General features: G+C 72.7%; 21 protein-coding genes. 16 read left to right on the top strand and 5 right to left on the bottom strand.

Features of this window, described 5'->3' with window-relative positions; genetic code table 11:
- Positions 1-3 precede the first annotated feature (3 nt).
- From rsmI to ACZ4TG_RS19660, 13 genes are all read left to right on the top strand, one after another.
- Positions 4-921, top strand: a complete 918-nt coding sequence (rsmI, locus tag ACZ4TG_RS19720) for a 16S rRNA (cytidine(1402)-2'-O)-methyltransferase (RefSeq protein ID WP_468164391.1) — start codon at positions 4-6, stop codon at positions 919-921.
- A 139-nt stretch (positions 922-1,060) separates the two neighbouring features.
- Positions 1,061-1,561, top strand: coding sequence for a hypothetical protein (locus ACZ4TG_RS19715; RefSeq protein WP_468164389.1), 501 nt, complete (start codon positions 1,061-1,063; stop codon positions 1,559-1,561).
- Positions 1,562-1,592: 31 nt separating this feature from the next.
- The gene (locus tag ACZ4TG_RS19710) at positions 1,593-2,468 is read left to right on the top strand and encodes a TatD family hydrolase (protein ID WP_468164387.1); all 876 of its coding nucleotides are present in this window, start codon (positions 1,593-1,595) and stop codon (positions 2,466-2,468) included.
- Between the two features lie 799 nt (positions 2,469-3,267).
- Positions 3,268-4,716 carry a ubiquitin-like domain-containing protein gene (locus ACZ4TG_RS19705; protein WP_468164841.1) on the top strand — a complete coding sequence of 483 codons (1,449 nt, stop codon included), beginning with the start codon at positions 3,268-3,270 and terminating at the stop codon, positions 4,714-4,716.
- Entirely contained in the window at positions 4,713-5,615 is a 903-nt protein-coding gene (gene rsmA, locus ACZ4TG_RS19700; RefSeq protein ID WP_468164386.1) for a 16S rRNA (adenine(1518)-N(6)/adenine(1519)-N(6))-dimethyltransferase RsmA, read from the top strand. The genes ACZ4TG_RS19705 and rsmA overlap by 4 nt, the downstream gene beginning before the upstream one ends.
- A complete protein-coding gene (locus ACZ4TG_RS19695) occupies positions 5,612-6,538 on the top strand; it encodes a 4-(cytidine 5'-diphospho)-2-C-methyl-D-erythritol kinase (RefSeq protein ID WP_468164385.1) in 927 nt (308 codons plus the stop codon). Before rsmA ends, ACZ4TG_RS19695 begins: the two co-directional genes overlap by 4 nt.
- A gap of 106 nt (positions 6,539-6,644) precedes the next feature.
- Complete coding sequence (locus ACZ4TG_RS19690) at positions 6,645-7,964, top strand: acyltransferase family protein (protein WP_468164384.1); 1,320 nt, start codon at positions 6,645-6,647, stop codon at positions 7,962-7,964.
- Between the two features lie 27 nt (positions 7,965-7,991).
- Positions 7,992-9,788 (top strand): ABC-F family ATP-binding cassette domain-containing protein, encoded by a 1,797-nt coding sequence (locus tag ACZ4TG_RS19685; protein WP_468164383.1) that lies wholly within the window; start codon positions 7,992-7,994, stop codon positions 9,786-9,788.
- Positions 9,789-9,951: 163 nt separating this feature from the next.
- Positions 9,952-11,592: an outer membrane protein assembly factor BamB family protein gene (locus ACZ4TG_RS19680; protein WP_468164381.1), complete on the top strand. Its 1,641-nt coding sequence runs from the start codon at positions 9,952-9,954 to the stop codon at positions 11,590-11,592.
- A gap of 139 nt (positions 11,593-11,731) precedes the next feature.
- Positions 11,732-13,315 (top strand): outer membrane protein assembly factor BamB family protein, encoded by a 1,584-nt coding sequence (locus ACZ4TG_RS19675; protein ID WP_468164379.1) that lies wholly within the window; start codon positions 11,732-11,734, stop codon positions 13,313-13,315.
- 127 nt (positions 13,316-13,442) lie between these two features.
- Positions 13,443-14,141 carry a response regulator transcription factor gene (locus tag ACZ4TG_RS19670; RefSeq protein WP_468164377.1) on the top strand — a complete coding sequence of 233 codons (699 nt, stop codon included), beginning with the start codon at positions 13,443-13,445 and terminating at the stop codon, positions 14,139-14,141.
- 122 nt (positions 14,142-14,263) lie between these two features.
- Complete coding sequence (gene galE / locus ACZ4TG_RS19665; RefSeq protein ID WP_468164839.1) at positions 14,264-15,211, top strand: UDP-glucose 4-epimerase GalE; 948 nt, start codon at positions 14,264-14,266, stop codon at positions 15,209-15,211.
- A gap of 466 nt (positions 15,212-15,677) precedes the next feature.
- Positions 15,678-16,460: a LuxR C-terminal-related transcriptional regulator gene (locus ACZ4TG_RS19660; RefSeq protein ID WP_468164375.1), complete on the top strand. Its 783-nt coding sequence runs from the start codon at positions 15,678-15,680 to the stop codon at positions 16,458-16,460.
- Here the strand turns inward: ACZ4TG_RS19660 and ACZ4TG_RS19655 are convergent.
- A complete protein-coding gene (locus ACZ4TG_RS19655; RefSeq protein ID WP_468164373.1) occupies positions 16,419-16,916 on the bottom strand; it encodes a MarR family winged helix-turn-helix transcriptional regulator in 498 nt (165 codons plus the stop codon). The two genes, ACZ4TG_RS19660 and ACZ4TG_RS19655, sit on opposite strands and share 42 nt — an antisense overlap.
- A gap of 175 nt (positions 16,917-17,091) precedes the next feature.
- Between ACZ4TG_RS19655 and ACZ4TG_RS19650 the strand changes: the two genes are divergently transcribed.
- Positions 17,092-17,949: a trans-aconitate 2-methyltransferase gene (locus ACZ4TG_RS19650; protein ID WP_468164371.1), complete on the top strand. Its 858-nt coding sequence runs from the start codon at positions 17,092-17,094 to the stop codon at positions 17,947-17,949.
- Positions 17,950-17,952: 3 nt separating this feature from the next.
- Positions 17,953-18,315, top strand: coding sequence for a VOC family protein (locus ACZ4TG_RS19645; RefSeq protein WP_468164369.1), 363 nt, complete (start codon positions 17,953-17,955; stop codon positions 18,313-18,315).
- Between the two features lie 87 nt (positions 18,316-18,402).
- Here the strand turns inward: ACZ4TG_RS19645 and ACZ4TG_RS19640 are convergent, their stop codons facing one another.
- Both ACZ4TG_RS19640 and ACZ4TG_RS19635 read right to left on the bottom strand, forming a co-directional pair.
- Positions 18,403-19,077, bottom strand: a complete 675-nt coding sequence (locus ACZ4TG_RS19640) for a TetR/AcrR family transcriptional regulator (protein ID WP_363055063.1) — start codon at positions 19,075-19,077, stop codon at positions 18,403-18,405.
- Positions 19,074-20,054: an acyl-CoA desaturase gene (locus ACZ4TG_RS19635; RefSeq protein ID WP_468164366.1), complete on the bottom strand. Its 981-nt coding sequence runs from the start codon at positions 20,052-20,054 to the stop codon at positions 19,074-19,076. The genes ACZ4TG_RS19640 and ACZ4TG_RS19635 overlap by 4 nt, the downstream gene beginning before the upstream one ends.
- A gap of 451 nt (positions 20,055-20,505) precedes the next feature.
- Between ACZ4TG_RS19635 and ppc the strand changes: the two genes are divergently transcribed.
- The gene (gene ppc, locus ACZ4TG_RS19630) at positions 20,506-23,199 is read left to right on the top strand and encodes a phosphoenolpyruvate carboxylase (RefSeq protein WP_468164837.1); all 2,694 of its coding nucleotides are present in this window, start codon (positions 20,506-20,508) and stop codon (positions 23,197-23,199) included.
- A gap of 115 nt (positions 23,200-23,314) precedes the next feature.
- Here ppc and pth read toward each other — a convergent pair whose 3' ends face one another.
- The gene (gene pth / locus ACZ4TG_RS19625) at positions 23,315-23,905 is read right to left on the bottom strand and encodes an aminoacyl-tRNA hydrolase (RefSeq protein ID WP_468164364.1); all 591 of its coding nucleotides are present in this window, start codon (positions 23,903-23,905) and stop codon (positions 23,315-23,317) included.
- Between the two features lie 91 nt (positions 23,906-23,996).
- Positions 23,997-24,578, bottom strand: coding sequence for a 50S ribosomal protein L25/general stress protein Ctc (locus tag ACZ4TG_RS19620; RefSeq protein WP_468164362.1), 582 nt, complete (start codon positions 24,576-24,578; stop codon positions 23,997-23,999).
- Between the last annotated feature and the right edge of the window lie 110 nt (positions 24,579-24,688).

Below are 24,688 nucleotides of genomic sequence, written 5' to 3'. Positions count from 1 at the left end.
CGGGTGACGACTGACCAGCCCCGCGGCGACGAGACCTCCCCTTCCACCGGCGTGCTCGTGCTCGCCGGAACCCCGATCGGCGATCTCGCCGACGCCCCGCCCCGGCTCGGGGCCGAGCTGGAGCGGGCCGACGTGGTCGCCGCCGAGGACACCCGGCGGCTGCGCCGGCTGACCCAGGGCCTCGGCGTGCACACCACCGGGCGCGTCCTGTCGTACTTCGAGGGCAACGAGTCCGCCCGCACCCCCGAGCTGGTCGAGGCGCTGGAGGCCGGCAAGCGGGTGCTGCTCGTCACCGACGCCGGGATGCCCTCGGTGTCCGACCCCGGCTACCGGCTCGTCGCCGCCGCCGTGGAGAAGGACATCAAGGTCACCGCCGTGCCCGGGCCTTCGGCCGTCCTCACCGCGCTCGCCCTGTCCGGGCTGCCCGTGGACCGCTTCTGCTTCGAGGGGTTCCTGCCGCGCAAGGCCGGCGAGCGCCTCGGCCGGCTCCGCGAGGTCGAGGGCGAGCGCCGCACCCTCGTCTACTTCGAGGCCCCGCACCGGCTCGACGACACCCTGGCCGCCATGGCCGAGGTCTTCGGGACCGACCGGCGGGCCGCCGTGTGCCGCGAGCTGACCAAGACGTACGAGGAGGTCAAGCGCGGCGGGCTCGGCGAGCTGGCGGCCTGGGCCGCCGAGGGCGTGCGCGGGGAGATCACGGTCGTCGTCGAGGGCGCCCCGGCGGCCGGGCCCGGCGATGTCGACGACGAGGAGCTGGTGCGCAGGGTGCGGGTGCGCGAGGAGGCGGGCGAGCGCCGCAAGGAGGCCATCGCGGCGGTGGCGGCAGAGGCGGGCGTACCCAAGCGCGAGGTCTTCGACGCGGTCGTCGCGGCAAAGAACGCGGCACAAAAGATGCCGCAGGTCGGTAAAGAGCTAACCTGAAAAGCAAAGCTCAGACCGCGCACCGGGCGCTTTGGGGCATGAGTCGCCCAAAGACCGTCCAACAGTAGACAGGGCCTGATGCGCTCCCGCCCGAAGAGGCGTCCACTGGCAATGCACCAGTGGAACAAGAGGAGCTGGCATGAGTGAGATCGCAGACACCCCGGTACCTGTAACTGCCGCCGCCACCCCCGTACCCGCCGCCGTCCACACATCCCCCGTGCAGACCGTGCACGAGGCGTACTCCTTCGCCTGCATGAAGTGCGGGTACGGCTGGGAACAGGCGTACGAGATCGAGCACCACGTCGACGGCACGGGCCAGCCCTTCATCATCTACACCGTCAACCGCGAGCGCGTCCCCTCCCCGCTGTCGAACCCGACCTGCCTGAACTGCGGCGGCCACGTGGTCCGGATCATGCGGGAGGGCCAGGTCAAGTCGGTGCTCGGCACGCTCGACCAGCTCTACCACCACCGCGTCGCCCCGGGCATAGCCGGACCCGTCCCGGCGGGGGTGGACGTCCCGCGCACCCCGAAGCCCCGCAAGTCGTCCCCGCTGCACGACGCACCCGGGCCGGTGGCCATCGACGAAAGCGAGCGGCGGGGCCTGCTGGGCCGGCTCCTGCGGATGTTCCGCAGGACCTGACACCCGGCTCCCCGGTCATAAGATCGGCCGTATGAGCCGTACCTCCAACGACGCACCGCCCCCGCTGCCCGAACCGCTGCGGGTGGCGGTCGCCGATTCCCACACCCACCTGGACATGCAGTCCGGCACCGTCGAGGAGGGCCTCGCCAAGGCCGCCTCGGTGGGCGTGACCACCGTCGTGCAGGTGGGCTGCGACGTGAAGGGCTCGCGCTGGGCCGCCGAGACGGCCGCCGCCCACGACAACGTCCACGCGGCCGTCGCCCTTCACCCGAACGAAGCCCCCCGCATCGTCCACGGGGACCCCGACGGCTGGTCCCGCCAGGGCGCCCGGGCGGGCGGCGGCGAGGCCGCGCTCGACGAGGCGCTGGCCGAGATCGAGGCGCTCGCGGCGCTGCCGCACGTCAAGGCCGTCGGCGAGACCGGGCTGGACTACTTCCGCACCGGGCCCGAGGGCACGGCGGCGCAGGAGCGTTCCTTCCGCGCCCACATCGAGATCGCCAAGCGGCAGGGCAAGGCCCTGGTCATCCACGACCGCGAGGCCCACGCCGACGTGCTGCGCGTCCTGCGCGAGGAGGGGGCGCCGGAGCGGACGGTCTTCCACTGCTACTCGGGGGACGCCGAGATGGCCCGCGAGTGCGCCGCCGCCGGCTACTACATGTCCTTCGCCGGAACCGTCACCTTCAAGAACGCGGCGCCGCTGCGCGAGGCCCTCGCCGTGGCCCCGCTGGAGCTGGTCCTGGTCGAGACGGACGCCCCCTACCTCACTCCGGCGCCCTACCGCGGACGGCCCAACGCCCCGTACCTGATTCCGCTGACCGTGCGGGCGATGGCGGCGGTCCGGGGCCTGGACGAGGACGCCATGGCGACCGCCCTGGCCGCCAACACGGCCCGCGCCTTCGACTACTGACGGCCCGCCGGAACACCCGTTCGCCCGACACGCTGGGTAGCCGAACGGCTTTGGTGAGTGACGGCCGTTCCCGCTAGGGTGCCGTGCCCGAACCAGCGGGGGCCGGACCAGTGGAGCGAGCGTCGTGAGCGAAACCCAGGGCAGTCACCGCCGTGGCGGTCCCGTCGGCTCTGCCGGTCCCGTCCCGGAGGGCTACGGGACGGCCTGGCCGGACGAGGGCCGCGACCCGTGGGACCCGCCGGGCGCGGGCCTGCCGGGCGGGGGCCTGCCGGGTCTGCCGGGAGCGGGCCTGCCGGACCTGCCCGGCACGCCGGGCCAGGGGGAGCCGCCGACGGCCTGGCCGGACCCGGCGGGGGACCTCGGCCCGGTGTGGCCGCCGCCCGGGGCCGGGCGGGCCGAGGCCGAGGACCCCGGGTACCTGCGGGCGGGGGACCTTGGCCCGGTGTGGCCGCCGCCCGGGGCCGGGCGGGCCGACGGCGAGGACACCGGGTACCCGCGGTTCGCGGAGTCCCTGGAGCCCCCGCGGTTCCCGGAGTCCGCGCCGTTCCCGGAGTTCGCGGAGTCCGCGCGGTTCCCGGAGTCCACGCGGTTCCCGGAGTTCGCGGACTCCGCGCAGTTCCCGGAGCCCCTGGAGCCCCCGCCGTTCCCGGACTCCACGGAGTTCGCGGAGTTCCCGGAGTCCTTGCAGTTCCCGGAGTCCGGGGCGTTCCCGGAGCCCCCGGCATCCGCGGTGCCGCCGCCGCCGACGACGTCCGAGCCGGTCCTCGCCGGGGCCCCCGGGCCGGTTCCCGAGGCCGGGGTGCCCGCCCCCCGGTCGGCGCGCCGGCGCAAGGCCCCGGAGACCGGCCGCCGCGGCCGCGGGCGCCCCGCCCCGCAGGACGCCCCGTACGGTCCCGGAGCGGAGGAGCCCCCGGGCCCGGGGCGCCGGCGCCGGGTCGAGCCGGCGGCCGAGGCCCTCCCCCCGGCGGGCCAGGACGCCGGCCGGGCGGTCGGCGCCGGGGACTTCGACCCCGCGGCCTTCGCCGGGCCGGGCGGCGGCAGGCGCAGGCGGCCGGCGCCCGCAGCTGCGGGAGCGGGCCTGGCCGTGGCGGAGCCCGGCGCCCCGGAAGCCGCCCCCGCCCGGTCCCGCCGCGCCACCCGCACCGCCGGGACCTCCGCCGACACCTGGCGCCGGATCGTCCCGCAGGCGCTGGTCGTCGCCTTCCTGGCCGGCGGCACCACCGCCTTCGTCGCCGCCGACAAGTCGGTACGGCTCACCGTGGACGGAGTTCCCAGGACCCTCCACACCTTCGCCGGCGGGGTCGACGAGCTCCTCGCCGCCGAAGGGCTCGGCGTCGGCCCCCACGACCTGGTCTCACCGGGCAGGGGAACCCCCCTCGACGACGGCGAGGAGATCGTCGTCCGCTACGGCCGCCCCCTCCAGCTCACCCTCGACGGCGAGCGCCGCCAGGTGTGGACCACCTCCCGCACCGTCGACGGCGCCCTGCGCCAGCTCGGCATCCGCGCCGAGGGCGCCTACCTCTCCGCCCCCCGCAGCGCCCCCGTGCCGCGCGCCGGCCTCACCCTCAGCGTCCGCACCGAACGCGGCATCACCTTCCTGGCCGACGGCCGCGAGACCACCATCCGCACCAACGCGGCCACCGTCCAGGAGGCCCTCGACCAGGCCGGCATCACCCTGCACGGCCAGGACAGCACCTCCGTCCCGCCGACCGCCTTCCCGCGCGACGGGCAGACCGTCACCGTGCTGCGCATCACCGGCACCCGCGAGGTCCGCGAGGAGCGCATCCCGTACGAGACCGAGCGGGTCGAGGACGACAGCCTGTTCACCGGCACCGAGGTCGTCGAGCGGGCCGGCCGGCCCGGGGCGCGCCGGGTCACGTACGGCCTGCGCACCGTCAACGGGGTCCGGGAGAAGCCCCGCCGGATCGCCGAGGAGGTCGTGCGCGAACCCGTCACCCAGCTCGTCAAGGTCGGCACGAGGTCCTTGCCCACCTCCGTCGCCGGAGCCGACGGTCTGGACTGGGGGGCGCTGGCCCGCTGCGAGTCCGGCGGCCGGCCCGGCGCCACCGACCCCTCGGGGACGTACGGCGGGCTGTACCAGTTCGACGTGCAGACCTGGCAGGCCCTCGGCGGGAGCGGGCGCCCGCAGGACGCGCCGGGCGCGGAACAGACGTACCGGGCCAAGAAGCTCTACGTGCAGCGGGGGGCGACTCCGTGGCCGCACTGCGGCCGTAGGCTTTACCGGTGAGCACCGCAGAGCAGCAGCCTGAGAGCACGACCCCTGACGCCCTTCTCGGCCCGGCCGACATCCGGGAGCTGGCCGCCGTACTCGGCGTCCGGCCGACGAAGCAGAAGGGCCAGAACTTCGTCATCGACGCCAACACGGTCCGCCGGATCGTCCGCACCGCCGAGGTGCGGCCGGACGACGTGGTCGTCGAGGTCGGCCCCGGCCTCGGGTCGCTGACGCTCGCGCTGCTGGAGGCCGCCGACCGGGTCGTCGCCGTCGAGATCGACGACATCCTGGCCGCCGCGCTGCCCGCCACCATCGAGGCCCGGATGCCGGCCCGCAAGGACCGCTTCGCGCTGGTGCACTCCGACGCGATGCTGGTCACCGAACTGCCCGGTCCGCCGCCGACCGCGCTCGTCGCCAACCTGCCGTACAACGTGGCCGTGCCGGTCCTGCTGACCATGCTCGACCGCTTCCCGACCATCGAGCGCACGCTGGTCATGGTGCAGGCCGAGGTCGCCGACCGGCTGGCCGCCGAGCCCGGCAACAAGGTGTACGGGGTCCCCTCCGTCAAGGCCAACTGGTACGCGCACGTCAAGCGGGCCGGATCCATCGGCCGCAAGGTGTTCTGGCCCGCCCCGAACGTCGACTCCGGTCTCGTCTCGCTGGTGCGGCGCACCGAGCCCATCAAGACCACCGCCTCGAAGGCCGAGGTCTTCGCCGTCGTGGACGCGGCCTTCGCGCAGCGCCGCAAGACCCTGCGCGCCGCACTCGCCGGCTGGGCCGGTTCCGCGGCGGGCGCAGAGGCGGCGCTGGTCGCCGCGGGCATCTCCCCGCAGGCGCGCGGGGAGTCCCTGACGGTCGAGGAGTTCGCGGCCATCGCCGAGCACAAGCCCGCGGCGGAGAGGCCCGCGCTGTGACCGAGAGCCGTGTGATCGAGAACGCCGACGGGCCGGCCGTCACGGTACGCGTCCCCGCGAAGGTCAACGTCCGGCTGGCGGTGGGCGCGGCCCGCCCGGACGGCTTCCACGACCTGGCCAACGTCTTCCTCGCCGTGTCCCTGTACGACGAGGTGACCGCGACGGCGGCCGCCGAGCTGACGGTGACCTGCGAGGGCCCGGACGCCGGCCAGGTCCCGCTGGACCGCACCAACCTCGCGGCCCGCGCCGCCGAGATCCTGGCCGCCCGGGCCGGGCTGGCCCCCACCGTGCACCTCCACATCGCGAAGAACATCCCGGTGGCCGGCGGCATGGCGGGCGGCAGCGCCGACGGGGCCGCCGCCCTGCTGGCCTGCGACGCCCTGTGGGGCCTGAACACCCCGCTCCGGGAGCTCCTGGACATCTGCGCCGAGCTCGGCAGCGACGTCCCGTTCAGCCTGGTCGGCGGCGCCGCGCTGGGCACCGGGCGCGGAGAGATCCTGACCCCGGTCCCCGCCGGCACCTTCCACTGGGTCTTCGCCGTCGCGGACGGGGGGCTGTCCACCCCGGCGGTCTTCCGCGAGTTCGACCGCCTGACCGCCGGTACGCACGTCCCCGCCCCCGAGGCCTCCCCGGCCCTCCTCGCGGCCCTGGCCTCGGGCGACCCCGACGCGCTGGCACCCGCCCTGGCCAACGACCTCCAGCCCGCCGCCCTGTCGCTGCGCCCGCAACTGGCAGCGGTGCTGGCGGCGGGCACGGAAGCCGGGGCGCTGGCCGCGCTGGTCTCCGGCTCCGGCCCGACGACGGCGTTCCTGGTCCGCGACCCCGAGTCGGCGGCCAAGGTCGCGGCCGTCCTCGACGCCTCCGGCCTGTGCCGCGCCACCCGCGTGGCCGCCTCCCCGGCCCCGGGGGCGACCCTCCTCTAGACCGTGCCGACCCGGTACCTCCCCGCAGGGAGGTACCGGGTACCTAGGCGGAACCTGAGTACCCGCGCCCTGTCGGGGCGGCCGCGCCGCGGGCCACCGTAGGGCCATGGGAGCTAGCGCAAGCGAAATGGCCGCCGCCACCCCCGCCACGCGGGACCGGTACATCGACCTGTTGCGGGTCGCCTCGCTCGGGACCGTCATCCTCGGGCACTGGCTGATGGCCGCCGTCAGCACCGACGGCATAGGGAACCTGCTCGGGCTCGTGCCCGCCCTCCAGGCGCTCACCTGGGGCCTCCAGGTCATGCCGGTGTTCTTCTTCGTCGGCGGTTTCTCGCACGCCCTCTCGTACCGCTCCCTCACCCGCAGGGCGGACGGCCCCGTCTACGCGGCCTTCCTGCGCGCCCGCCTCCAGCGGCTGCTGCGCCCCACCCTCGTCTTCGTCGGCGTCTGGACCGCCGGCGCGCTCGTCGTCCAGCTCGCCGGAGCCGACCACGGCCGGCTGGCCGGGGCCGCGCTGCGGCTCGTGACGCAGCCGCTGTGGTTCATCGGGATCTACCTCGCGATGGTCGCCTTCACCCCGCCGCTGCTGCGGCTGCACGAGCGCCACGGATGGGCCGCCTTCGCCGCCCTGGCCGGCGCCGCCGCCCTCACCGACGTGCTGCGGTTCGCGCTCGGCGTCCCGTACGTGGAGTTCCTGAACTTCGCCTTCGTCTGGCTCGCCGTGCACCAGCTCGGCTTCCTGCACGCCGACCGGCGCATCACCCGCCCCGCCGCCCTGGCCGCCGCCGGCCTCGCGGGGGCCGCGCTGCTCGTCGCGTACGGGCCCTACCCGCTCTCCATGGTCGGGATGCCCGGCGAGAAGGTCTCCAACATGGCCCCGCCCACCCTGGCCCTCCTGTGCCACGGCATGTGGCTCGTCGGCGCCGTGCAGCTGCTCGCCCGCCCCGGCACCGCCTGGCTGGCCCGGCCCCGGGTGTGGCGGGGCGTCGTCGCCGCCAACGGGCTCGCCATGACCGCCTTCCTCTGGCACCTCACCGCCATGCTGGCCGTGTACGCCGCCCAGCTCGGCCTCGGCCTCGCACTGCCCGAGCCCGCCACCGCCGCCTGGTGGGCCCAGGTCCCGGTCCGGCTGGCCGCCGCCGCCCTGCTGACCGGCGTGCTCGTGGCCCTCTTCCGCCGCTTCGAAGCCCCCGGAAGGACCAGCGCCGCCCCCGGCTCCGGCCCCCGCGCCGCCCTCGGGATCACCCTCAGCCTCCTGGGGATCCTCGGACTGTCCATGACCGGCCTCGGCGGCCTGCTCGACGGCCACAGCGCCACCCTGGTCGCGCTCCCGCTCACCGCGCCCGCCGCGATCGGCATGGCACTCGGCGGATGGCTGCTGGTGGAACGGTCCGCCTCCGCCCGGAGGGTTAGGCTGAGGGGCTGATCCACCCCCTTCCCTGGAGCGCGTCTGATGGCCGTCAATCTGGTCAATGTCGAGGCAGTCAGCAAGGTGTACGGAACCCGTACCCTGCTCGACGGCATCTCCCTCGGCGTGTCCGAGGGGGACCGGATCGGTGTCGTCGGCCGTAACGGCGACGGCAAGACCACCCTCATCCGGATGCTCGCCAAACTGGAGGAACCCGACACCGGCCGGGTCACCCAGTCAGGTGGCCTGCGCATGGGCGTCCTCACCCAGCACGACTCCCTGGACCCCTCGGCCACCATCCGGCACGAGATCATCCGGGACATGGCCGACCACGAGTGGGCCGGCAACGCCAAGATCCGCGACGTGCTCACCGGCCTCTTCGGCGGCCTGGACCTGCCCGGCTTCGGCCAGGGCCTGGACACCGTCATCGGCCCGCTCTCCGGTGGCGAGCGCCGCCGGATCGCCCTGGCCAAGCTGCTCATCGCGGACCAGGACCTGCTCGTGCTCGACGAGCCCACCAACCACCTCGACGTCGAGGGCATCTCCTGGCTGGCCAAGCACCTCCAGGAACGCCGCTCCGCGCTCGTCTGCGTCACGCACGACCGCTGGTTCCTCGACCAGGTCTGCACCCGCATGTGGGACGTCCAGCGCGGAGACGTCCACGAGTACGAGGGCGGCTACAGCGACTACGTCTTCGCCCGCGCCGAACGCGACCGCATCGCCGCCACGGAGGAGTCCAAGCGGCAGAACCTGATGCGCAAGGAGCTCGCCTGGCTGCGCCGCGGCGCCCCCGCCCGGACCTCCAAGCCGCGTTACCGCATCGAGGCCGCCAACGAGCTCATCGCCGACGTGCCGCCCCCGCGCGACACCTCCGAGCTGATGAAGTTCGCCAACGCCCGCCTCGGCAAGACCGTGTTCGACCTCGAGGACGTCACCGTCCAGGCCGGGCCCAAGATGCTGCTCAAGCACCTGACCTGGCACCTCGGCCCCGGCGACCGCGTCGGCCTCGTCGGCGTCAACGGCGCCGGCAAGACCTCCCTGCTGCGCGCCCTCGCCGAGGCCGCCCGCACCCAGGGCGAGGTCCAGCCCGCGGCCGGCACCGTGACCGTCGGCAAGACCGTCCGGCTCGCCTACCTCTCCCAGGAGGTCGGCGAACTCGACCCGTCGCTGCGCGTCCTGGAAGCCGTCCAGCGCGTGCGCGACCGCGTGGACCTCGGCAAGGGCCGCGAGATGACGGCCGGGCAGCTGTGCGAGCAGTTCGGCTTCACCAAGGAGAAGCAGTGGACGCCCGTCGGAGACCTCTCCGGCGGTGAGCGACGCCGGCTCCAGATCCTGCGCCTGCTGATGGACGAGCCGAACGTCCTCTTCCTCGACGAGCCCACCAACGACCTCGACATCGAGACCCTCACCCAGCTGGAGGACCTCCTCGACGGCTGGCCCGGGTCGATGATTGTGATCTCCCACGACCGGTTCTTCATCGAGCGCACCACCGACACGGTGATGGCCCTGCTCGGCGACGCGAGCCTGCGGATGCTGCCGCGCGGCCTGGACGAGTACCTGGAGCGCCGTCAGCGGATGATCGAGGCGGCCACCCCGGCGCCCGCCCCCGCCGCCGCCAAGTCGACGGCGTCCGGGGACTCCCGCGCGGCCAAGAAGGAACTGCAGAAGATCGAGCGGCAGCTCAACAAGATGTCGGACCGCGAGTCCAACCTGCACGCGCAGATCGCGGAGAACTCCACCGACTACGACAAGGTCGCCAAGCTCGACGCGGAGCTGCGCGAACTCATCTCCGAGCGGGACGATTTGGAGATGCGCTGGCTGGAGCTGGCCGAAGAGGCGTGAGCCGCGCCCCGCGAGGAGCCCGGCCGGCCCGATAACGGCCGAGTCACGGGCCGGTCCGCCCTTGGGAACAGGGGCCGGACCGGCCCGGCACAAGCACGGCGTCAGTGATAGAAAGGTCATTCCCCAGACCTCCATGACCGCCTGACGCCGAAGGTATGCGCTGATGACCGAGCCGCCCCAGCCGCCGAACCAGCCGCCGACACCTTCGGGTTACGGGCACCTGCCGGGCCCGCCGCAGCCCGGTTACGGCTACCCGCCGCAGGGCGCGAACCCGTACGCCCAGCAGCCGCCGACGGTCCCGCAGCAACAGGCCCAGCCGGGCTACGGCTTCCCGCCCCCGATGCCCCCGGGTATCCCGCAGGGCGCCCCCGGTGCCCCCGGCGGCCGGGGCAGGCAGAAGCTGCTCATCGTGATCGCCGCGTCCGTCGCGGGCGTACTCATCCTCGGCACCGGCGCCTACTTCGCCTTCGGCAAGGACGGCGGCGACCCCAAGAAGCCCGTCGCGCAGGCCTCCACGCCCGCCGACGACAAGCCGTCCGCCTCGGCCTCCGTGGACAAGGGCGACGGCAGCGGCAACGGCAGCACCGAGAAGGAAGACCTGAACGCGGGCCGCAAGCAGGGCGAGGACAAGGTCCTCTGGCTCAGGAACAGCAAGGTCGAAGGGCCGGCCGGAGGCGTCGAGTCCGAGGGCCAGTGGGTCGTCGGCGACACGGTCGTCAAGAGCGTCTGGAAGTCCCTCACGGCCTTCGCGGTCACCGACGCCAAGGAGAAGTGGACCCTCTCCTTCCCCACGGCGCTCTGTGCCGTCACCGACGACACCACCGCCGACGGCAAGACCGTCGTCATGTTCAAGGACGGCGAGGGGGACAGCGCCACCTGCAACCAGATGCGGCTGGTCGACCTCAAGACGGGCAAGGAGGGCTGGACGAAGGAAGTGCCCAAGGAGGGCATGTTCGACATCATGACCAGCCCCACCTTGTCCATCACCGGCGACACCCTCGCCGTCGGCCGCAGCACCACCGCCAGCGCGTTCAAGGTCAGCACCGGCGACCGGCTCTTCGGCAGCAACGACCAGGCCCAAGGCTGCAAGCCCAGCACCTACGTCGCCGCCGACAACAAGGTGATCGCCGTCGCCACCTGCTACGACGACGACCACACCGTCGAGGTGCACGACGCCGACCCGGTCACCGGCAAGGCCACCTGGAACTACCGGCTCCCCAAGAAGTACAAGGTCAACGGCGTCTACTCGCTGGACCCGCTCGTCCTCGACATCGGCGACGAGGAGAAGAAGGAGCGCGCCATCGTGGTCCTCGGCCCCGACGGCAAGCAGCGCACCTCCGTCAGCGGCGAGGGCAAGTTCGCCGTCGGCTGCGACGGCGGCCTCTTCGGCTCCCTGCGGATCTGCCCCTCCACCGCCGTCGACTCCAACACCCTCTACCTGCCGACCGCCGCCACCGCCGGCGCGGCCAACGAGATCGTCGCCTTCGACCTGGGCACCGGCAAGGTCAAGTGGCGGGTCCCGGCCGGGGACAAGCGCACCCTGACCCCCGTCAAGGCCGCGAACGGGCAGCTGATCGCCTACCGCAATGCCGAGAACGACCAGGGCGGCGAGGTCCTCACGATCCCCGCCGGCGGCGGCACGCCCACCGCCGTCCTGCGCAACCCGTCGGGCTCCGCCGCGCCGGTCGAAAGCTCCTTCTACCGCCCGAAGATCGACTACGTGGACGGACGGCTCTTCATCTCCGTGTCCCGCCTGCTCGCCCAGGGCAAGGACGAGAAGCTCCTGATGGCCTTCGGCAAGTGAACGAGCCCACCGAGCCGCCCACCGAGAGGCAACGCAACCCATGAGTACCCCGCCGCCCCCCAGCCAGCCGCCGTCCGGCGGCTTCGGCGCGCCGCAGCATCCCCAGCCCGGCGGGTACGGTACGCCGCCGGTCCCGCCCGTGCCCCCCACCCTCCCGCAGCAGCCGCCCGTTCCCCCGCAGGGCCAGCCCGCGTACGGATACCCGCAGCAGCCCGGCGCGGCCACCCCGCCGCCCTACGGCCAGCCCCCCGCGCCCACGTACGCGGCCCCGGGCCCGGCCGGCGGCGGCAACGACAAGCGCAACCAGCTGATCATCGTCGGCGCCGCCCTGCTGGCCATCGTCCTCATCATCGGCGGCGGCTTCTGGTACGTCTCCGGCGACGAAGGCGGCGGTACGCAGCCCACCGCCGACGGCGGCCAGAGCGCGAGCCCGGGCAACGACAAGCCCCCGGCCGCCGGCGGCAGCGAGAAGGTCCCCGCCAGCACCAAGTCGAAGGTCCTGTTCAACCTCCCCAGCCCGCAGCCGGCCGACATCGTCACCACCGAGGGCTCCTGGATCACCGACACCACCTACGTCAAGTCCGACGTGGCGAAGGTCGTCGGCTACAACCTCGTCGACGGCGGCAAGAAGTGGGAGGTGCCCTTCCCGGGCGAGCTCTGCGGGGCGACCCGCCACGTCAGCGACAACAAGACGGCGGTCCTCTTCAAGCCCACCCAGCCCACGCCCGAGAACAAGTACCCGGGGTGCACCGAGGTCGGCGTCATCGACCTGAACGCGGGCAAGCTCGTCTGGTCCGGCAACGCCAAGGGCGCCACCACCGGCGACAAGCCCGCCTCCTACTACGAGGTCACCCTCAGCGGCCAGACCGTCGCCGCGGCCGGCACCACCGGCGGCGCGGCCTGGAACCTCGCCGACGGCAAGTCCCTGTGGACGCCGAAGGTCGACGGCGAAGGCTGCTACGACCACGGCTACGCCGGCGGCGAGGCCCTCGCCGTGATCCGCAAGTGCGGCCGCAGCGGCAACCAGACCCTGTACGCCCAGAGCCTCGACCCGGTCTCCGGCGCGCCCACGGCCTCGTACAAGCTCGCCCCGGGCATCGAGTGGGCCGGCATCGTCTCCACCAAGCCCCTGATCGTCGGCGCCGACGTCGGCAAGACCGCCAAGAACGCCACCGGCGTCAGCGACCTCTTCATCGTCGACCCCAAGGGCGAGCTGAAGGCGCGCATCTCGCTCTCCTCCGGCACCTTCGGCGGCAAGTGCGCGGCCACCGAGGTCGAGAAGTGCACCCAGATGGTCGTCGGCAACGGCAAGCTCTACCTGCCCTCGTACGAGCACCAGGGCCAGGGCAGCGGCCGCACCAACGAGCTGCTCTCCTTCGACCTGGAGACCGGCAAGCAGACCGGTGACCGCGCCGACGCGGGCGAGAGCTACACCATGTACCCGCTGCGCATGGACGGGTCGAACATCATCGCCTACAAGGAGCCCCCGTACGACAAGGGCGGCAAGGTCGTCAGCATCGACAGCACGACGATGAAGGAGACCCTCCTGATGGAGAACCCGGCCGACAAGGCGACCCAGCGCATCGAGTCCGCCTTCTCCCCGGACTACTCCGAGTACCGCTACCACAACGGCAAGCTCTTCATCTCGCGCACGTCGGTCAAGAAGCCGTACTCCGAGAAGGCCGACCCGGAGTTCCTCTTCGTCTCCTTCACCGCCAGCTGACCCCGCGGCCACGGCCGCGAGCCCCCGGAAGGTCCGTCCTTCCGGGGGCTTCTGCGCGGTAACCGGGACGCCCCGTCGAACAAGCGTGTAGCTTGCCGGGTCAGAAGGTTCGGGGGAGGGTGCCCTCATGGGCGTACGGGTCATGGTGGTCGACGAGCACCGGCTGCTGGCCGAGGCGCTCGCCTCGGCCCTGAAACTGCGCGGCCACCGGGTCCTCGCCGCGGCCGCGCCGGCCGCGGGCGCCGCCGAACTGGTCATCGGCCGGGCCCCGGAGGTCTGTCTCTTCGGCACCGCCACCCCCGCCGAACCGGGGGTCTTCGAACCCGTCGTCCGCATCAAGCGGGAACGCCCGCAGATCGCCGTCGTGGTGCTCGGCCCGGTGCCCAGCCCGCGCGGGATCGCGGCCGCCTTCGCCGCCGGAGCCTCGGGGTACGTCCGCCACGACGAGCGCATCGAGGGCGTGGAACGGGCCCTGGCCAAGGCGCGGGCGGGGGAGGTCGCCATCTCCCCGCAGCTGCTCCAGGGGGCGTTCGCGGAGCTGCTCAACCCCGCCGCCCAGCCCGACGACGAGGGCAGCCGGCTGCTGCGGCTGCTCACCCCGCGCGAGGTGGAGGTGCTGGTCAGGGTCGCGGAGGGGGAGGACACCCGGCTCATCGCGGCCGGGATGGCCATCGCGCCGAGCACGGCACGCACGCACGTCCAGCGGGTGCTGATGAAGCTGGGCGTGGGCTCGCGCCTGGAGGCGGCCGCGCTGGCCGCCCGTACCGGCCTGCTGGACCGGGCGGTTCCGCCGGCGCCCCCCGCGCAGACGGGCGCGCCGGCCTGAGGAACGGGCGGGCGATTTCCCCGGAGCTGCGGAATCCGGTAAGCCAGTCACAGCACGCGGTCCCGTGTGCGTCCCCCGCGAGAGGCAGCAGGCGAGTGAGCAACACGGCGTCTTCCAAGTACATGGTCACCGGCGGAGCCGGATACGTGGGCAGTGTCGTCGCAGCCCATCTCCTGGAGGCGGGCCACGAGGTCACCATCCTCGACAACCTCTCCACCGGCTTCGGCGAGGGCGTCCCCGCGGGCGCCACGCTCATCAACGGCCGGATCCAGGACGCCGCCGAGCACCTGGACCCCTCCTTCGACGCGGTCCTGCACTTCGCGGCCTCCTCCCAGGTCGGGGAGTCCGTGGCGAACCCCGGCAAGTACTGGGACAACAACGTCGGCGGCACCCTCGCGCTGCTGACCGCGATGCGCGAGGCGGGCGTGCGCAAGCTCATCTTCTCCTCCACCGCCGCCACCTACGGCGAGCCGGCCGACGGCCTGCTGACGGAGGCCTCGGTGACCGCGCCGACCAACCCGTACGGCGCCTCGAAGCTGGCCGTCGACCACATGATCGCGGGGGAGTGCGCCGCGCACGGCCTGGCGGCGGTGTCGCTGCGCTACTTCAACGTGGCCGGCGCCTACCGGGAGTTCGGCGAGCGCCACGACCCCGAGACCCACCTGATCCCGCTGGTCCTCCAGGTCGCCCTGGGCGAGCGCGAGTCCATCTCGGTGTTCGGCGAGGACTACCCGACGCCCGACGGCACCTGCGTACGGGACTACATCCACGTCGCGGACCTGGCCGAGGCCCACCTCTCCGCGCTGGAGGCCGCCGCCGCGGGCGAGCACCTGATCTGCAACCTCGGCAACGGCAGCGGCTTCTCGGTCCGCGAGGTCATCGAGACGGTCCGCAAGGTCACCGGCCGGGAGATCCCCGAGATCGTCGCCCCGCGGCGGGCGGGCGACCCGGCGGTCCTGGTGGCCTCGGCGCGGACGGCGCACGAGCGCCTCGGCTGGACCCCGACCCGCTCGGACCTCACCGCCATCGTCACGGACGCCTGGAACTTCGCCCGCGAGCAGCGCTCCTGACGCACCCGTCCCGTACGTCGCCCCACGCCCCCCGTGCCACCGGTGCGGGGGGCGTGCGCGTCTGCGGAGTGCGCCATCGCCGGGCGCTCTGCGCGGGCGCCCGGCGTGCGTACGCCGGGTGAGGGCGACCCCGTGCAACTGCCCGTGGCACGAGCCGAGGCGGAAACCTTCTTCCGGACCTTCAGGGCGGTCGAAAACAAGCCACCCAGAAGGCCGTTCTGGACGGCCGCGCTGGAAACTCGCTCGGAAAACTTCTGCTATTCGGCCAACCGCGAGACCGGGCCCGCTCTACGCTGATGCGTGACACCGGTGGGGGCCGGCGTTGATTCAGGGGTCGAGACAAGTCGGGTACGACGTCCGGTCCGGGGTAGTGCAGAGATGTCTCGGCGGCGGCCGCGGCGACTGCGGATCACCCGGTCCGGGCGCCGTACCCGCCGCCGTCCGTTCCCCTACCCTTGGGGGTTTTGTGGTTCGTATCCGGGTTCTCGTGGTCGACGATCACCGCATCTTCGCCGAATCTCTCGCAGCCGCGCTGGCGGCCGAGTCTGACGTGGACGTGTCCGCGGCAGGCAGCGGTCCCGCCGCCACGCGCTGCCTCGAACGCGCGGTGGCCGAGGGCCGCCGCTTCGACGTCCTGCTGGTCGACGCCGACCTCGGCGCCGCCGCGTCCGCGTCGGGGGCCCTGCCCGCCCAGCGGGAAGCGGGCTCCGGGCCGCCGCCGGCCGGGTCCGGCTCGGACGGGATCGCGCTGGTCGCCGGGGTGCGGGTGGCCCATCCGGGGGTGCGTACGGTGGTCCTCGCCGAGCGCGACGACCCCCGGCGGGCGGCACTGGCCCTCCAGGCCGGGGCCTCCGGCTGGGTGGCGAAGGACTCCTCGCTGTCGCGGCTGCTGGCCGTGATCCGGGGGGTGCTGCGCGAGGAGACGCACCTTCCGCCCGCGCTGCTGACCGGCGTGCTGCGCGAGCTGACCGCGGCACGCAAGCACCGCACCGACAGCGAACGGCTCGTCGAGTCCCTCACGCCGCGCGAACACGAGGTGCTGCGCTGCATGGTGGCGGGGCTGGGCCGCAAGGACGTGGCCGCACGGCTGTTCCTGTCCCCGCACACCGTCCGCACCCACATGCAGAACGTGCTGGGCAAGCTCGGCGTGCACTCCACGCTGGCGGCGGTGGCACTGGCCCGGCGGGCCGGCGTACGGCCGGCGGAACTAGCCGGGGATGTTGTCGAACGGAGCGGTCAACTGGCGTAGCAGCCCGGCGAGGTCACCGCGCTGGCCCTGGGAGAGCTGGGCCAGGATCGCCCGCTCCTGGGCCAGCAGCCCGGCGAGGGACTGGTCGGCGCGGTCGCGCCCCTCGGGGGTGAGCCGGACCAGCACCCCGCGACGGTCGCTGGGGTCGGGCAGCCGCTCGACGAGGCCCTTCTTGGCGAGCCGGTCGATGCGGTTGGTCATGGTGCCGGAGGTGACGAGCGTCTGCGTCAGCAGCTGGCCGGGGGAGAGCTGGTAGGGCGCGCCCGCGCGCCGCAGCGAGGTCAGCACGTCGAACTCCCAGGGCTCCAGGCCGTGCTCGGAGAAGGCCAGCCTGCGGGCGCGGTCGAGGTGGCGCGCGAGCCTGCTCACGCGGCTCAGCACCTCGAGCGGTTCCACGTCGAGGTCAGGGCGTTCTCGCCGCCATGCCGCGACCAGTCGGTCGACCTCGTCCTCCATGCCGATCAGTGTAAGGGGTCTGTCGACATGAAGTCTCTTCAAATGGAGGATCTCGATCCTGGATATCTTGAAATCGTGTCTCTTGACGTCAAGATATAATCGGGGCGACGATGGGAATGGAGGGGGCCGGAACAGCTTCCGCTTCCGACCGCCCCACCAGTAGGGAGGCTCGAACATGCATTCCGATACCGCGTCGGCCAGGATCCCCGTCGCCACGGCCCCTTCCGCACCGACCTGGGACCCCCAGCAGTACCTCCGGCACGCCGGGCACCGCACACGCCCCTTTCTCGACCTGCTGACCCGTATACCCGAGCTCCCCTCCCGGCCCGCGCGCATCGCCGACCTCGGCTGCGGCCCCGGCAATGTCACCGCCCTGCTCGCCGACCGCTGGCCCGAAGCCCGGATCACCGGCTTCGACCTCTCCCCGGAGATGCTCCAGCGCGCCACCGAGGAGTACGCCGGCCCCACCGCCGGCGGCGGCGAACTCCGCTTCCGCCAAGGGGACATCGCTCACTGGCTTCCCGAGGAGACGTACGACCTCATCGTCTCCAACGCCGCCCTGCAATGGGTGCCCGGCCATCCGGGATCGTTCGCCGCCTGGATCAACGGACTGCGGCCCGGCGGCACCTTCGCCTTCCAGATCCCCGGCAACTTCACCGCCCCCAGCCACCGGCTGCTCGCGGAGATCTGCGACACCCCGCGCTGGCGCGGCCGGCTCGGGGGCCACGGCGCGCGCTACGTCCACATCCTCGAACCCGCCGAATACCTCGCCCGGTTCACCGAGCTCGGCTGCGCGGTCGAGGTCTGGGAGACCACCTACTACCAGCTGCTGGACGGCCCCGACCCGGTGCTCGACTGGGTCAAGGGCACCGCCCTGCGCCCCGTGCTCACCAAGCTCGGCGACGACCACGAGGCCGTCGAGCTGTTCCTCGGCGAGTACCGGGAGGCGCTGCGCACGGCCTACCCGCCCGGCCCGCGCGGCACCGTCTTCCCGTTCCGCCGTATCTTCGCCATCGCCCGCAAGGAGGCCTGAGCCGTGCTGACCGCCGTCGACCACGTCCAACTCGCCGCACCGCCGGGCTCGGAGGACCTGCTCCGGGGCTACTACCAGGACGTCCTCGGCATGACCGAGCTCCCCAAACCGCCCGTCCTCGCCGCCCGCGGAGGCTGCTGGTTCGCCGCCGGACCCGTGCAGCTGCACCTGGGGGTGGAGGAGGACTTCCGGCCGGCGCGCAAGGCGCACCCGGGGCTGCGGGTGACCGGCATCGAGGCGTACGCGGGCAGACTGCGGGAGCGCGGGGCAGAGGTCGTCTGGGACGACAACCTCCCGGGGCACCGCCGGTTCTACTCGCGGGACCCGGTCGGCAACCGGCTCGAATTCCTGGAGCCGACGGGCTGAGACACCCACGGGCCGATACGACGCGACGGCGCCCCGTCACCCGGACTCCGGGGACGGGGCGCCGTCGCGTGCGGCGGCCGGCCGGCCTCAGCTCTTGCGGTGGCCCACCAGCCGCGGCTTGGCCTCCAGGTTCTCCAGCCCGTGCCAGGCCAGGTTCACCAGGTGCGCCGCGACCTCGGCCTTCTTCGGACGCCGGGTCTCCAGCCACCACTGCCCGGTCAGCGCCACCATGCCCACCAGCGCCTGCGCGTACAGCGGAGCCAGCTTGGGGTCGAAGCCCCGGGCCTTGAACTCCAGGCCCAGGATGTCCTCCACCTGCGTGGCGATATCGCTGATCAGCGAGGCGAAGGTGCCCGTCGACTGGGCCACGGGCGAATCCCGGACCAGGATCCGGAAGCCGTCCGTGTAGTTCTCGATGTAGTCCAGCAGCGCGAACGCCGCCTGCTCCAGCAGCTCGCGCGGGTGCCCGGCGGTCAGCGCCCCCGTCACCCCGTCGAGCAGCTGTCGCATCTCCCGGTCCACGACGACCGCGTACAGGCCCTCCTTGCCGCCGAAGTGCTCGTACACCACCGGCTTGGAGACCCCGGCCTTCGCCGCGATCTCCTCCACCGAGGTGCCTTCGAAGCCCTTCTCGGCGAACAGGGTGCGGCCGATGTCCAGCAGTTGCTGACGCCGTTCGGCGCCCGTCATCCGGACCCGGCGGCCGCGCCGGGGCTTGTCGCTGCTGGAACTGCTGCCGTCGATCGCCACGTCCCCCATCATGCCGCGTTCGAGGACTTTTCCTTGCGCCGGGCATCGATGCGCTCCGCGGACGGCCAGCGCACGTCAGTGGCCCAGCCCAGCTGCTCGAACCACCGGATCAGCCGGGCGCTGGAGTCGACCTGGCCGCGCAGCACGCCGTGCCGCGCCGACGTCGGATCGGCGTGGTGCAGGTTGTGCCAGGACTCGCCGCAGGACAGCACCGCCAGCCACCAGACGTTGCCGCTGCGGTCCCGCGACTTGAACGGACGCTTGCCCACCGCGTGGCAGATCGAGTTGATCGACCAGGTCACGTGGTGCAGCAGTGCCACGCGCACCAGCGAGCCCCAGAAGAAGGCCGTGAACGCGCCCCACCACGACATCGTCACCAGACCGCCAACCAGCGGCGGAATGGCCAGCGAGAAGATCGTCCAGAAGATGAAGTCACGCGAGATCCGCCGGATCGCCGGGTCCTTGATCAGGTCGGGCGCGTACTTCTGCTGGTTGGTCTGCTCCTCGTCGAACAGCCAGCCGATGTGCGCCCACCACAGGCCCTTCATCAGCGCCGGGAGCGTCTCGCCGAACCTCCACGGCGAGTGCGGGTCGCCCTCGTGGTCGGAGAACTTGTGGTGCTTGCGGTGATCCGCCACCCAGCGCACCAGCGGCCCCTCCACCGCCATCGACCCCATGACCGCCAGCGCGATCCGCAGCGGCCGCTTCGCCTTGAAGGAGCCGTGGGTGAAGTAGCGGTGGAAGCCGATGGTGATGCCGTGGCACGCCAGGAAGTACATGAACACCATGAGGCCGAGGTCCAGCCAGCTCACCCCCCAGCCCCAGGCCAGCGGAATCGCCGCCAGCAGCGCCACGAAGGGAACGGTGATGAACAGCAGCAGTGCGATCTGCTCGACGGACCGCTTGCTCTCGCCGCCGAGTGTCGCCGACGGCTCGGATGTGTCGGAGGCCGCCGAAGCGCCCTCCATCAGATCGGGACTGATGGTCACAGTGATCCCCTGGGGGTGAGGGAGATGGCAGGTGCCCTTATGACGAACCCTACGGACCCGTAAGTTACGGCATCGTAAGTATGGCAAAGGTCCCGCCCCGGGCAAGGGGAAGCGCGTCCGCACGACCCGCCCGTACCGACCGGTACCCACGGCTCTGCCCGGGCACTGGTACGCGCCACCTATCCTGGTCACGTCGGACAGCGCGGTCCGCACGGGCAGCCCGAGCTGCGCGGCAGCGGGGAAGCCCCCGGAGGCACCTCCCAGCGGTAGCTGGGGCAGGAGTCCCGGGGAGACACCGCCACGCGCACCCGGGAGCCCACAGCCCAGTAGCGCTCGAACACTGCAAGGAGCCGCACCTGTGAGCAGTGCTGACCAGGCCGCCCAGGCCCCCGTCACCCCGGCCGCCGTCCCCTCCGCCGAGGATCGGGCGGCGGAGACCGCGAACGCCGAGCTGCGCGCGGACATCCGCCGCCTCGGAGACCTCCTCGGGGAGACACTCGTACGCCAGGAGGGCCAAGACCTCCTCGACCTCGTCGAACGCGTCCGCGCGCTCACCCGCACCGACGGCGAAGCCGCGGCCGAGCTCCTCGGCGACACCGACCTGGAGACCGCCGCCAAGCTGGTGCGCGCCTTCTCCACCTACTTCCACCTCGCCAACGTCACCGAGCAGGTGCACCGCGGCAAGGAGCTGCGCGCCCACCGCGCCGCCGAAGGCGGGCTGCTCGCCCGCACGGCGGACATGCTCAAGGACGCCGACCCCGAGCACCTGCGCGAGACGGTCAAGAACCTCAACGTCCGCCCCGTCTTCACCGCGCACCCCACCGAGGCCGCCCGCCGCTCCGTCCTGAACAAGCTGCGCCGCATCGCCGCCCTCCTCGAAGAGCCCGTCTCCGGCGCCGGCGACCGCCGCCGCCACGACCTGCGCCTCGCCGAGAACATCGACCTCGTCTGGCAGACCGACGAGCTGCGCGTCGTGCGCCCCGAGCCCGCCGACGAGGCCCGCAACGCCATCTACTACCTCGACGAGCTGCACGCCGGCGCCGTGGGAGACGTACTGGAGGACCTCGCCGCCGAGCTCCAGCGCGTCGGCGTCGAGCTGCCCGCCGGCACCCGCCCGCTGACCTTCGGCACCTGGATCGGCGGAGACCGCGACGGCAACCCCAACGTCACCCCCGAGGTGACCCGGGACGTGCTGATCCTCCAGCACGAGCACGGCATCACCGACGCCCTGGAACTCATCGACTTCCTGCGCGGACTGCTGTCGAACTCGATCCGCTACACCGGAGCCACCGAGGAACTCCTCGCCTCCCTCCAGGCCGACCTCGAACGCCTCCCCGAGATCAGCCCGCGCTACAAGCGGCTCAACGCCGAGGAGCCGTACCGCCTCAAGGCCACCTGCATCCGGCAGAAGCTCCTCAACACCCGCGAGCGCCTCGCCAAGGGCATCCCGCACGAGGAAGGCCGCGACTACCTCGGCACCGCCGAGCTGCTCACCGACCTCACCCTCATCCAGACCTCCCTGCGCGAACACCGCGGCGCGCTCTTCGCCGACGGCCGCATGGACCGCACCATCCGCACCCTGGCCGCCTTCGGCCTCCAGCTGGCGACCATGGACGTGCGCGAGCACGCGGACGCCCACCACCACGCGCTGGGCCAGCTCTTCGACCGGCTCGGCGAGGAGTCCTGGCGCTACGCCGACATGCCCCGCGACTACCGCGGCAAGCTCCTCGCCAAGGAGCTCCGCTCGCGCCGGCCGCTGGCCCCCACCCCGGCCCCCCTCGACGCGGCCGGCCAGAAGACCCTCGGCGTCTTCTCCGCCATCAAGGACGCCTTCGAGAAGTTCGGCCCCGAGGTCATCGAGTCGTACATCATCTCGATGTGCCAGGGCGCCGACGACGTCTTCGCGGCCGCCGTCCTCGCCCGCGAGGCCGGACTGATCGACCTCCACGCCGGCTGGGCCAAGATCGGCATCGTCCCGCTGCTGGAGACCACCGACGAGCTGCGCGCCGCCGACGTCATCCTCGACGAGATGCTCGCCGACCCCTCCTACCGGCGCCTCGTCTCGCTGCGCGGCGACGTCCAGGAGGTCATGCTCGGCTACTCCGACTCCAGCAAGTTCGGCGGCATCACCACCAGCCAGTGGGAGATCCACCGCGCCCAGCGCCGGCTGCGCGACGTCGCCCACCGCTACGGTGTCCGGCTGCGCCTCTTCCACGGCCGCGGCGGCACCGTCGGCCGCGGCGGCGGCCCCTCGCACGACGCGATCCTCGCCCAGCCCTGGGGCACCCTCGAAGGCGAGATCAAGGTCACCGAGCAGGGCGAGGTCATCTCCGACAAGTACCTCGTGCCGTCCCTGGCCCGCGAGAACCTCGAACTGACCGTCGCGGCGACCCTGCAGGCCTCCGCCCTGCACACCGCCCCCCGCCAGTCCGACGACGCCCTCGCCCGCTGGGACGCGGCCATGGACACCGTCTCCGACGCGGCGCACGCGGCGTACCGCGAGCTCGTCGAGGACCCGGACCTGCCGGCGTACTTCTTCGCCGCCACCCCGGTCGACCAGCTCGCCGACCTGCACCTGGGCTCGCGCCCCTCGCGCCGCCCCGACTCCGGAGCGGGCCTCGACGGCCTGCGCGCCATTCCCTGGGTCTTCGGCTGGACCCAGTCCCGCCAGATCGTCCCCGGCTGGTACGGCGTCGGCTCCGGCCTCAAGGCCCTGCGCGAGGCGGGCCAGGATGCCGCCCTCGCCGAGATGGGGGAGCGGTGGCACTTCTTCCGCAACTTCCTGTCCAACGTCGAGATGACCCTGGCCAAGACCGATCTGCGGATCGCCCGCCACTACGTCGACACCCTCGTCCCCGACGAGCTCAAGCACGTCTTCGCCCGGATCGAGGCCGAACACGAGCTGACCGTACGGGAGGTCCTGCGCATCACCGGAGGCCACAAGCTCCTGGACTCCCACCCCGTGCTCCAGCAGACCTTCGCCGTGCGCGACGCCTACCTGGACCCCATCTCCTACCTCCAGGTGTCCCTCCTCGCCCGCCAGCGCGCCGCCGCCGAACGCGGCGAGGAAGCCGACCCGCTGCTCGCCCGGGCCCTGCTGCTCACCGTCAACGGTGTGGCGGCCGGTCTGCGCAACACCGGCTGACCGGCGGCGCCCGGACAGGACGGGACGGCACAGTACGGCAGGAAGCCCCCGCACCGGCCGGTGCGGGGGCTTCCTGCCGTCCTCGGGAGCTCCGTCCCTCGGAAGCCGGCGCCGCTCAGGAGTTGTACGCCGACTGGGCGCGCTCCAGGCCCTCCTGGATCAGGCACTCGACCGAGTCCGCCGCCCGGTCCACGAACCAGTCCAGCTCCTTGCGCTCCGTGGAGGAGAAGTCCTTCAGCACGAAGTCCGCGACCTGCATCCGGCCCGGCGGCCGGCCGATGCCGCAGCGCACCCGGTGGTAGTCGGCGCCCATCGACTTCGTCATGGACTTCAGGCCGTTGTGGCCGTTGTCCCCGCCGCCCAGCTTCAGCCGCAGCGTCGGGTAGTCGATGTCCAGTTCGTCGTGGATCGCGACGATCCGCTCCAGCGGCACCTTGTAGAAGTCGCGCAGCGCCGTCACCGGACCGCCCGACAGGTTCATGTACGTCATCGGCTTGGCCAGCACCACCCGGCGGTTCGCCGGCCCCGGCGGACCCATGCGGCCCTCGACCACCTGGGCCCGCGCCTTGTGGGCCTTGAACTTCCCGCGGATGCGGTCCGCCAAAAGGTCGGCCACCATGAATCCGATGTTGTGGCGGTTCCCCGCGTACTCCGGTCCCGGGTTGCCGAGGCCGACGATCAGCCAGGGTGCCGCGTCGTCCGACATCAAGAGCTCCTTATACGAAGACGACCGCCGTCCCGCTCCAGTGGAGCCGGACGGCGGTCGGTCAGCAACTGCTGAGGGGTGGGGGCGAGGCTCAGGCCTCGGTGCCCTCGGCCTCGGCGGCCGGCTCCTCGGCCTGCGGGGCGACGACCTGCAGGACGGCGATGTCACCGTCGACGGCCAGGGTGGTGCCCGAGGGCAGGACCAGGTCCTTGGCGTGGATGGTGGCGCCGGCCTCGAGGCCCGCGATGGAGACGGTGACCTCGGTCGGGATGTGCGTGGCCTCGGCCTCGACGGAGATGGTGTTCTGGAGGGTCTCCAGCATGTTGCCGCCGGCGGCCAGCTCGCCCTCGGTGACGATCGCGACGTCGACGGTGACCTTCTCGCCCTTCTTGACGATCAGGAAGTCGACGTGGGAGATCGAGCGCTTCAGGGGGTGCTTCTGCACGGCCTTCGGGATGACCAGCTCGGTGCCGCCGCCCTTGATGTCCAGGGAGAGCAGGACGTTCGGGGTGCGCAGCGCCAGCTGAAGGGCGTGGGCGTCGACGTTGACGTGCTTGGGCTCGGTGCCGTGGCCGTAGATGACGGCGGGGGTCAGGGCGTCGCGACGGGCCTGACGGGCAGCGCCCTTGCCGAAGTCGGTGCGGGACTCGGCGGCAAGCTTGATCTCGGACATGCTCACTCCTCGTGGGGTGACGGAAAAGGACGACAGTCACCCGGCCGGAACGGCCTGCTACGAAGAGCGCGTCGATAACGGAGCACCAGCACCTGCGCGAACAGGTACGG

It is taken from the genome of Streptomyces sp. NPDC028314 (genome assembly GCF_055565795.1).
This window is presented reverse-complemented; position numbering and strand designations above follow the sequence as displayed.

Coding starts and splice junctions, on each gene's coding strand:
- ACZ4TG_RS19715 (WP_468164389.1), top strand. CDS start 1,061: ATGAGTGAGATCGCAGACACCCCGGTACCTGTAACTGCCGCCGCCACC.
- ACZ4TG_RS19710 (WP_468164387.1), top strand. CDS start 1,593: ATGAGCCGTACCTCCAACGACGCACCGCCCCCGCTGCCCGAACCGCTG.
- ACZ4TG_RS19690 (WP_468164384.1), top strand. CDS start 6,645: ATGGGAGCTAGCGCAAGCGAAATGGCCGCCGCCACCCCCGCCACGCGG.
- ACZ4TG_RS19685 (WP_468164383.1), top strand. CDS start 7,992: ATGGCCGTCAATCTGGTCAATGTCGAGGCAGTCAGCAAGGTGTACGGA.
- ACZ4TG_RS19680 (WP_468164381.1), top strand. CDS start 9,952: ATGACCGAGCCGCCCCAGCCGCCGAACCAGCCGCCGACACCTTCGGGT.
- ACZ4TG_RS19670 (WP_468164377.1), top strand. CDS start 13,443: ATGGGCGTACGGGTCATGGTGGTCGACGAGCACCGGCTGCTGGCCGAG.
- galE (WP_468164839.1), top strand. CDS start 14,264: ATGGTCACCGGCGGAGCCGGATACGTGGGCAGTGTCGTCGCAGCCCAT.
- ACZ4TG_RS19655 (WP_468164373.1), bottom strand. CDS start 16,916: ATGGAGGACGAGGTCGACCGACTGGTCGCGGCATGGCGGCGAGAACGC.
- ACZ4TG_RS19650 (WP_468164371.1), top strand. CDS start 17,092: ATGCATTCCGATACCGCGTCGGCCAGGATCCCCGTCGCCACGGCCCCT.
- ACZ4TG_RS19640 (WP_363055063.1), bottom strand. CDS start 19,077: ATGATGGGGGACGTGGCGATCGACGGCAGCAGTTCCAGCAGCGACAAG.
- pth (WP_468164364.1), bottom strand. CDS start 23,905: ATGTCGGACGACGCGGCACCCTGGCTGATCGTCGGCCTCGGCAACCCG.
- ACZ4TG_RS19620 (WP_468164362.1), bottom strand. CDS start 24,578: ATGTCCGAGATCAAGCTTGCCGCCGAGTCCCGCACCGACTTCGGCAAG.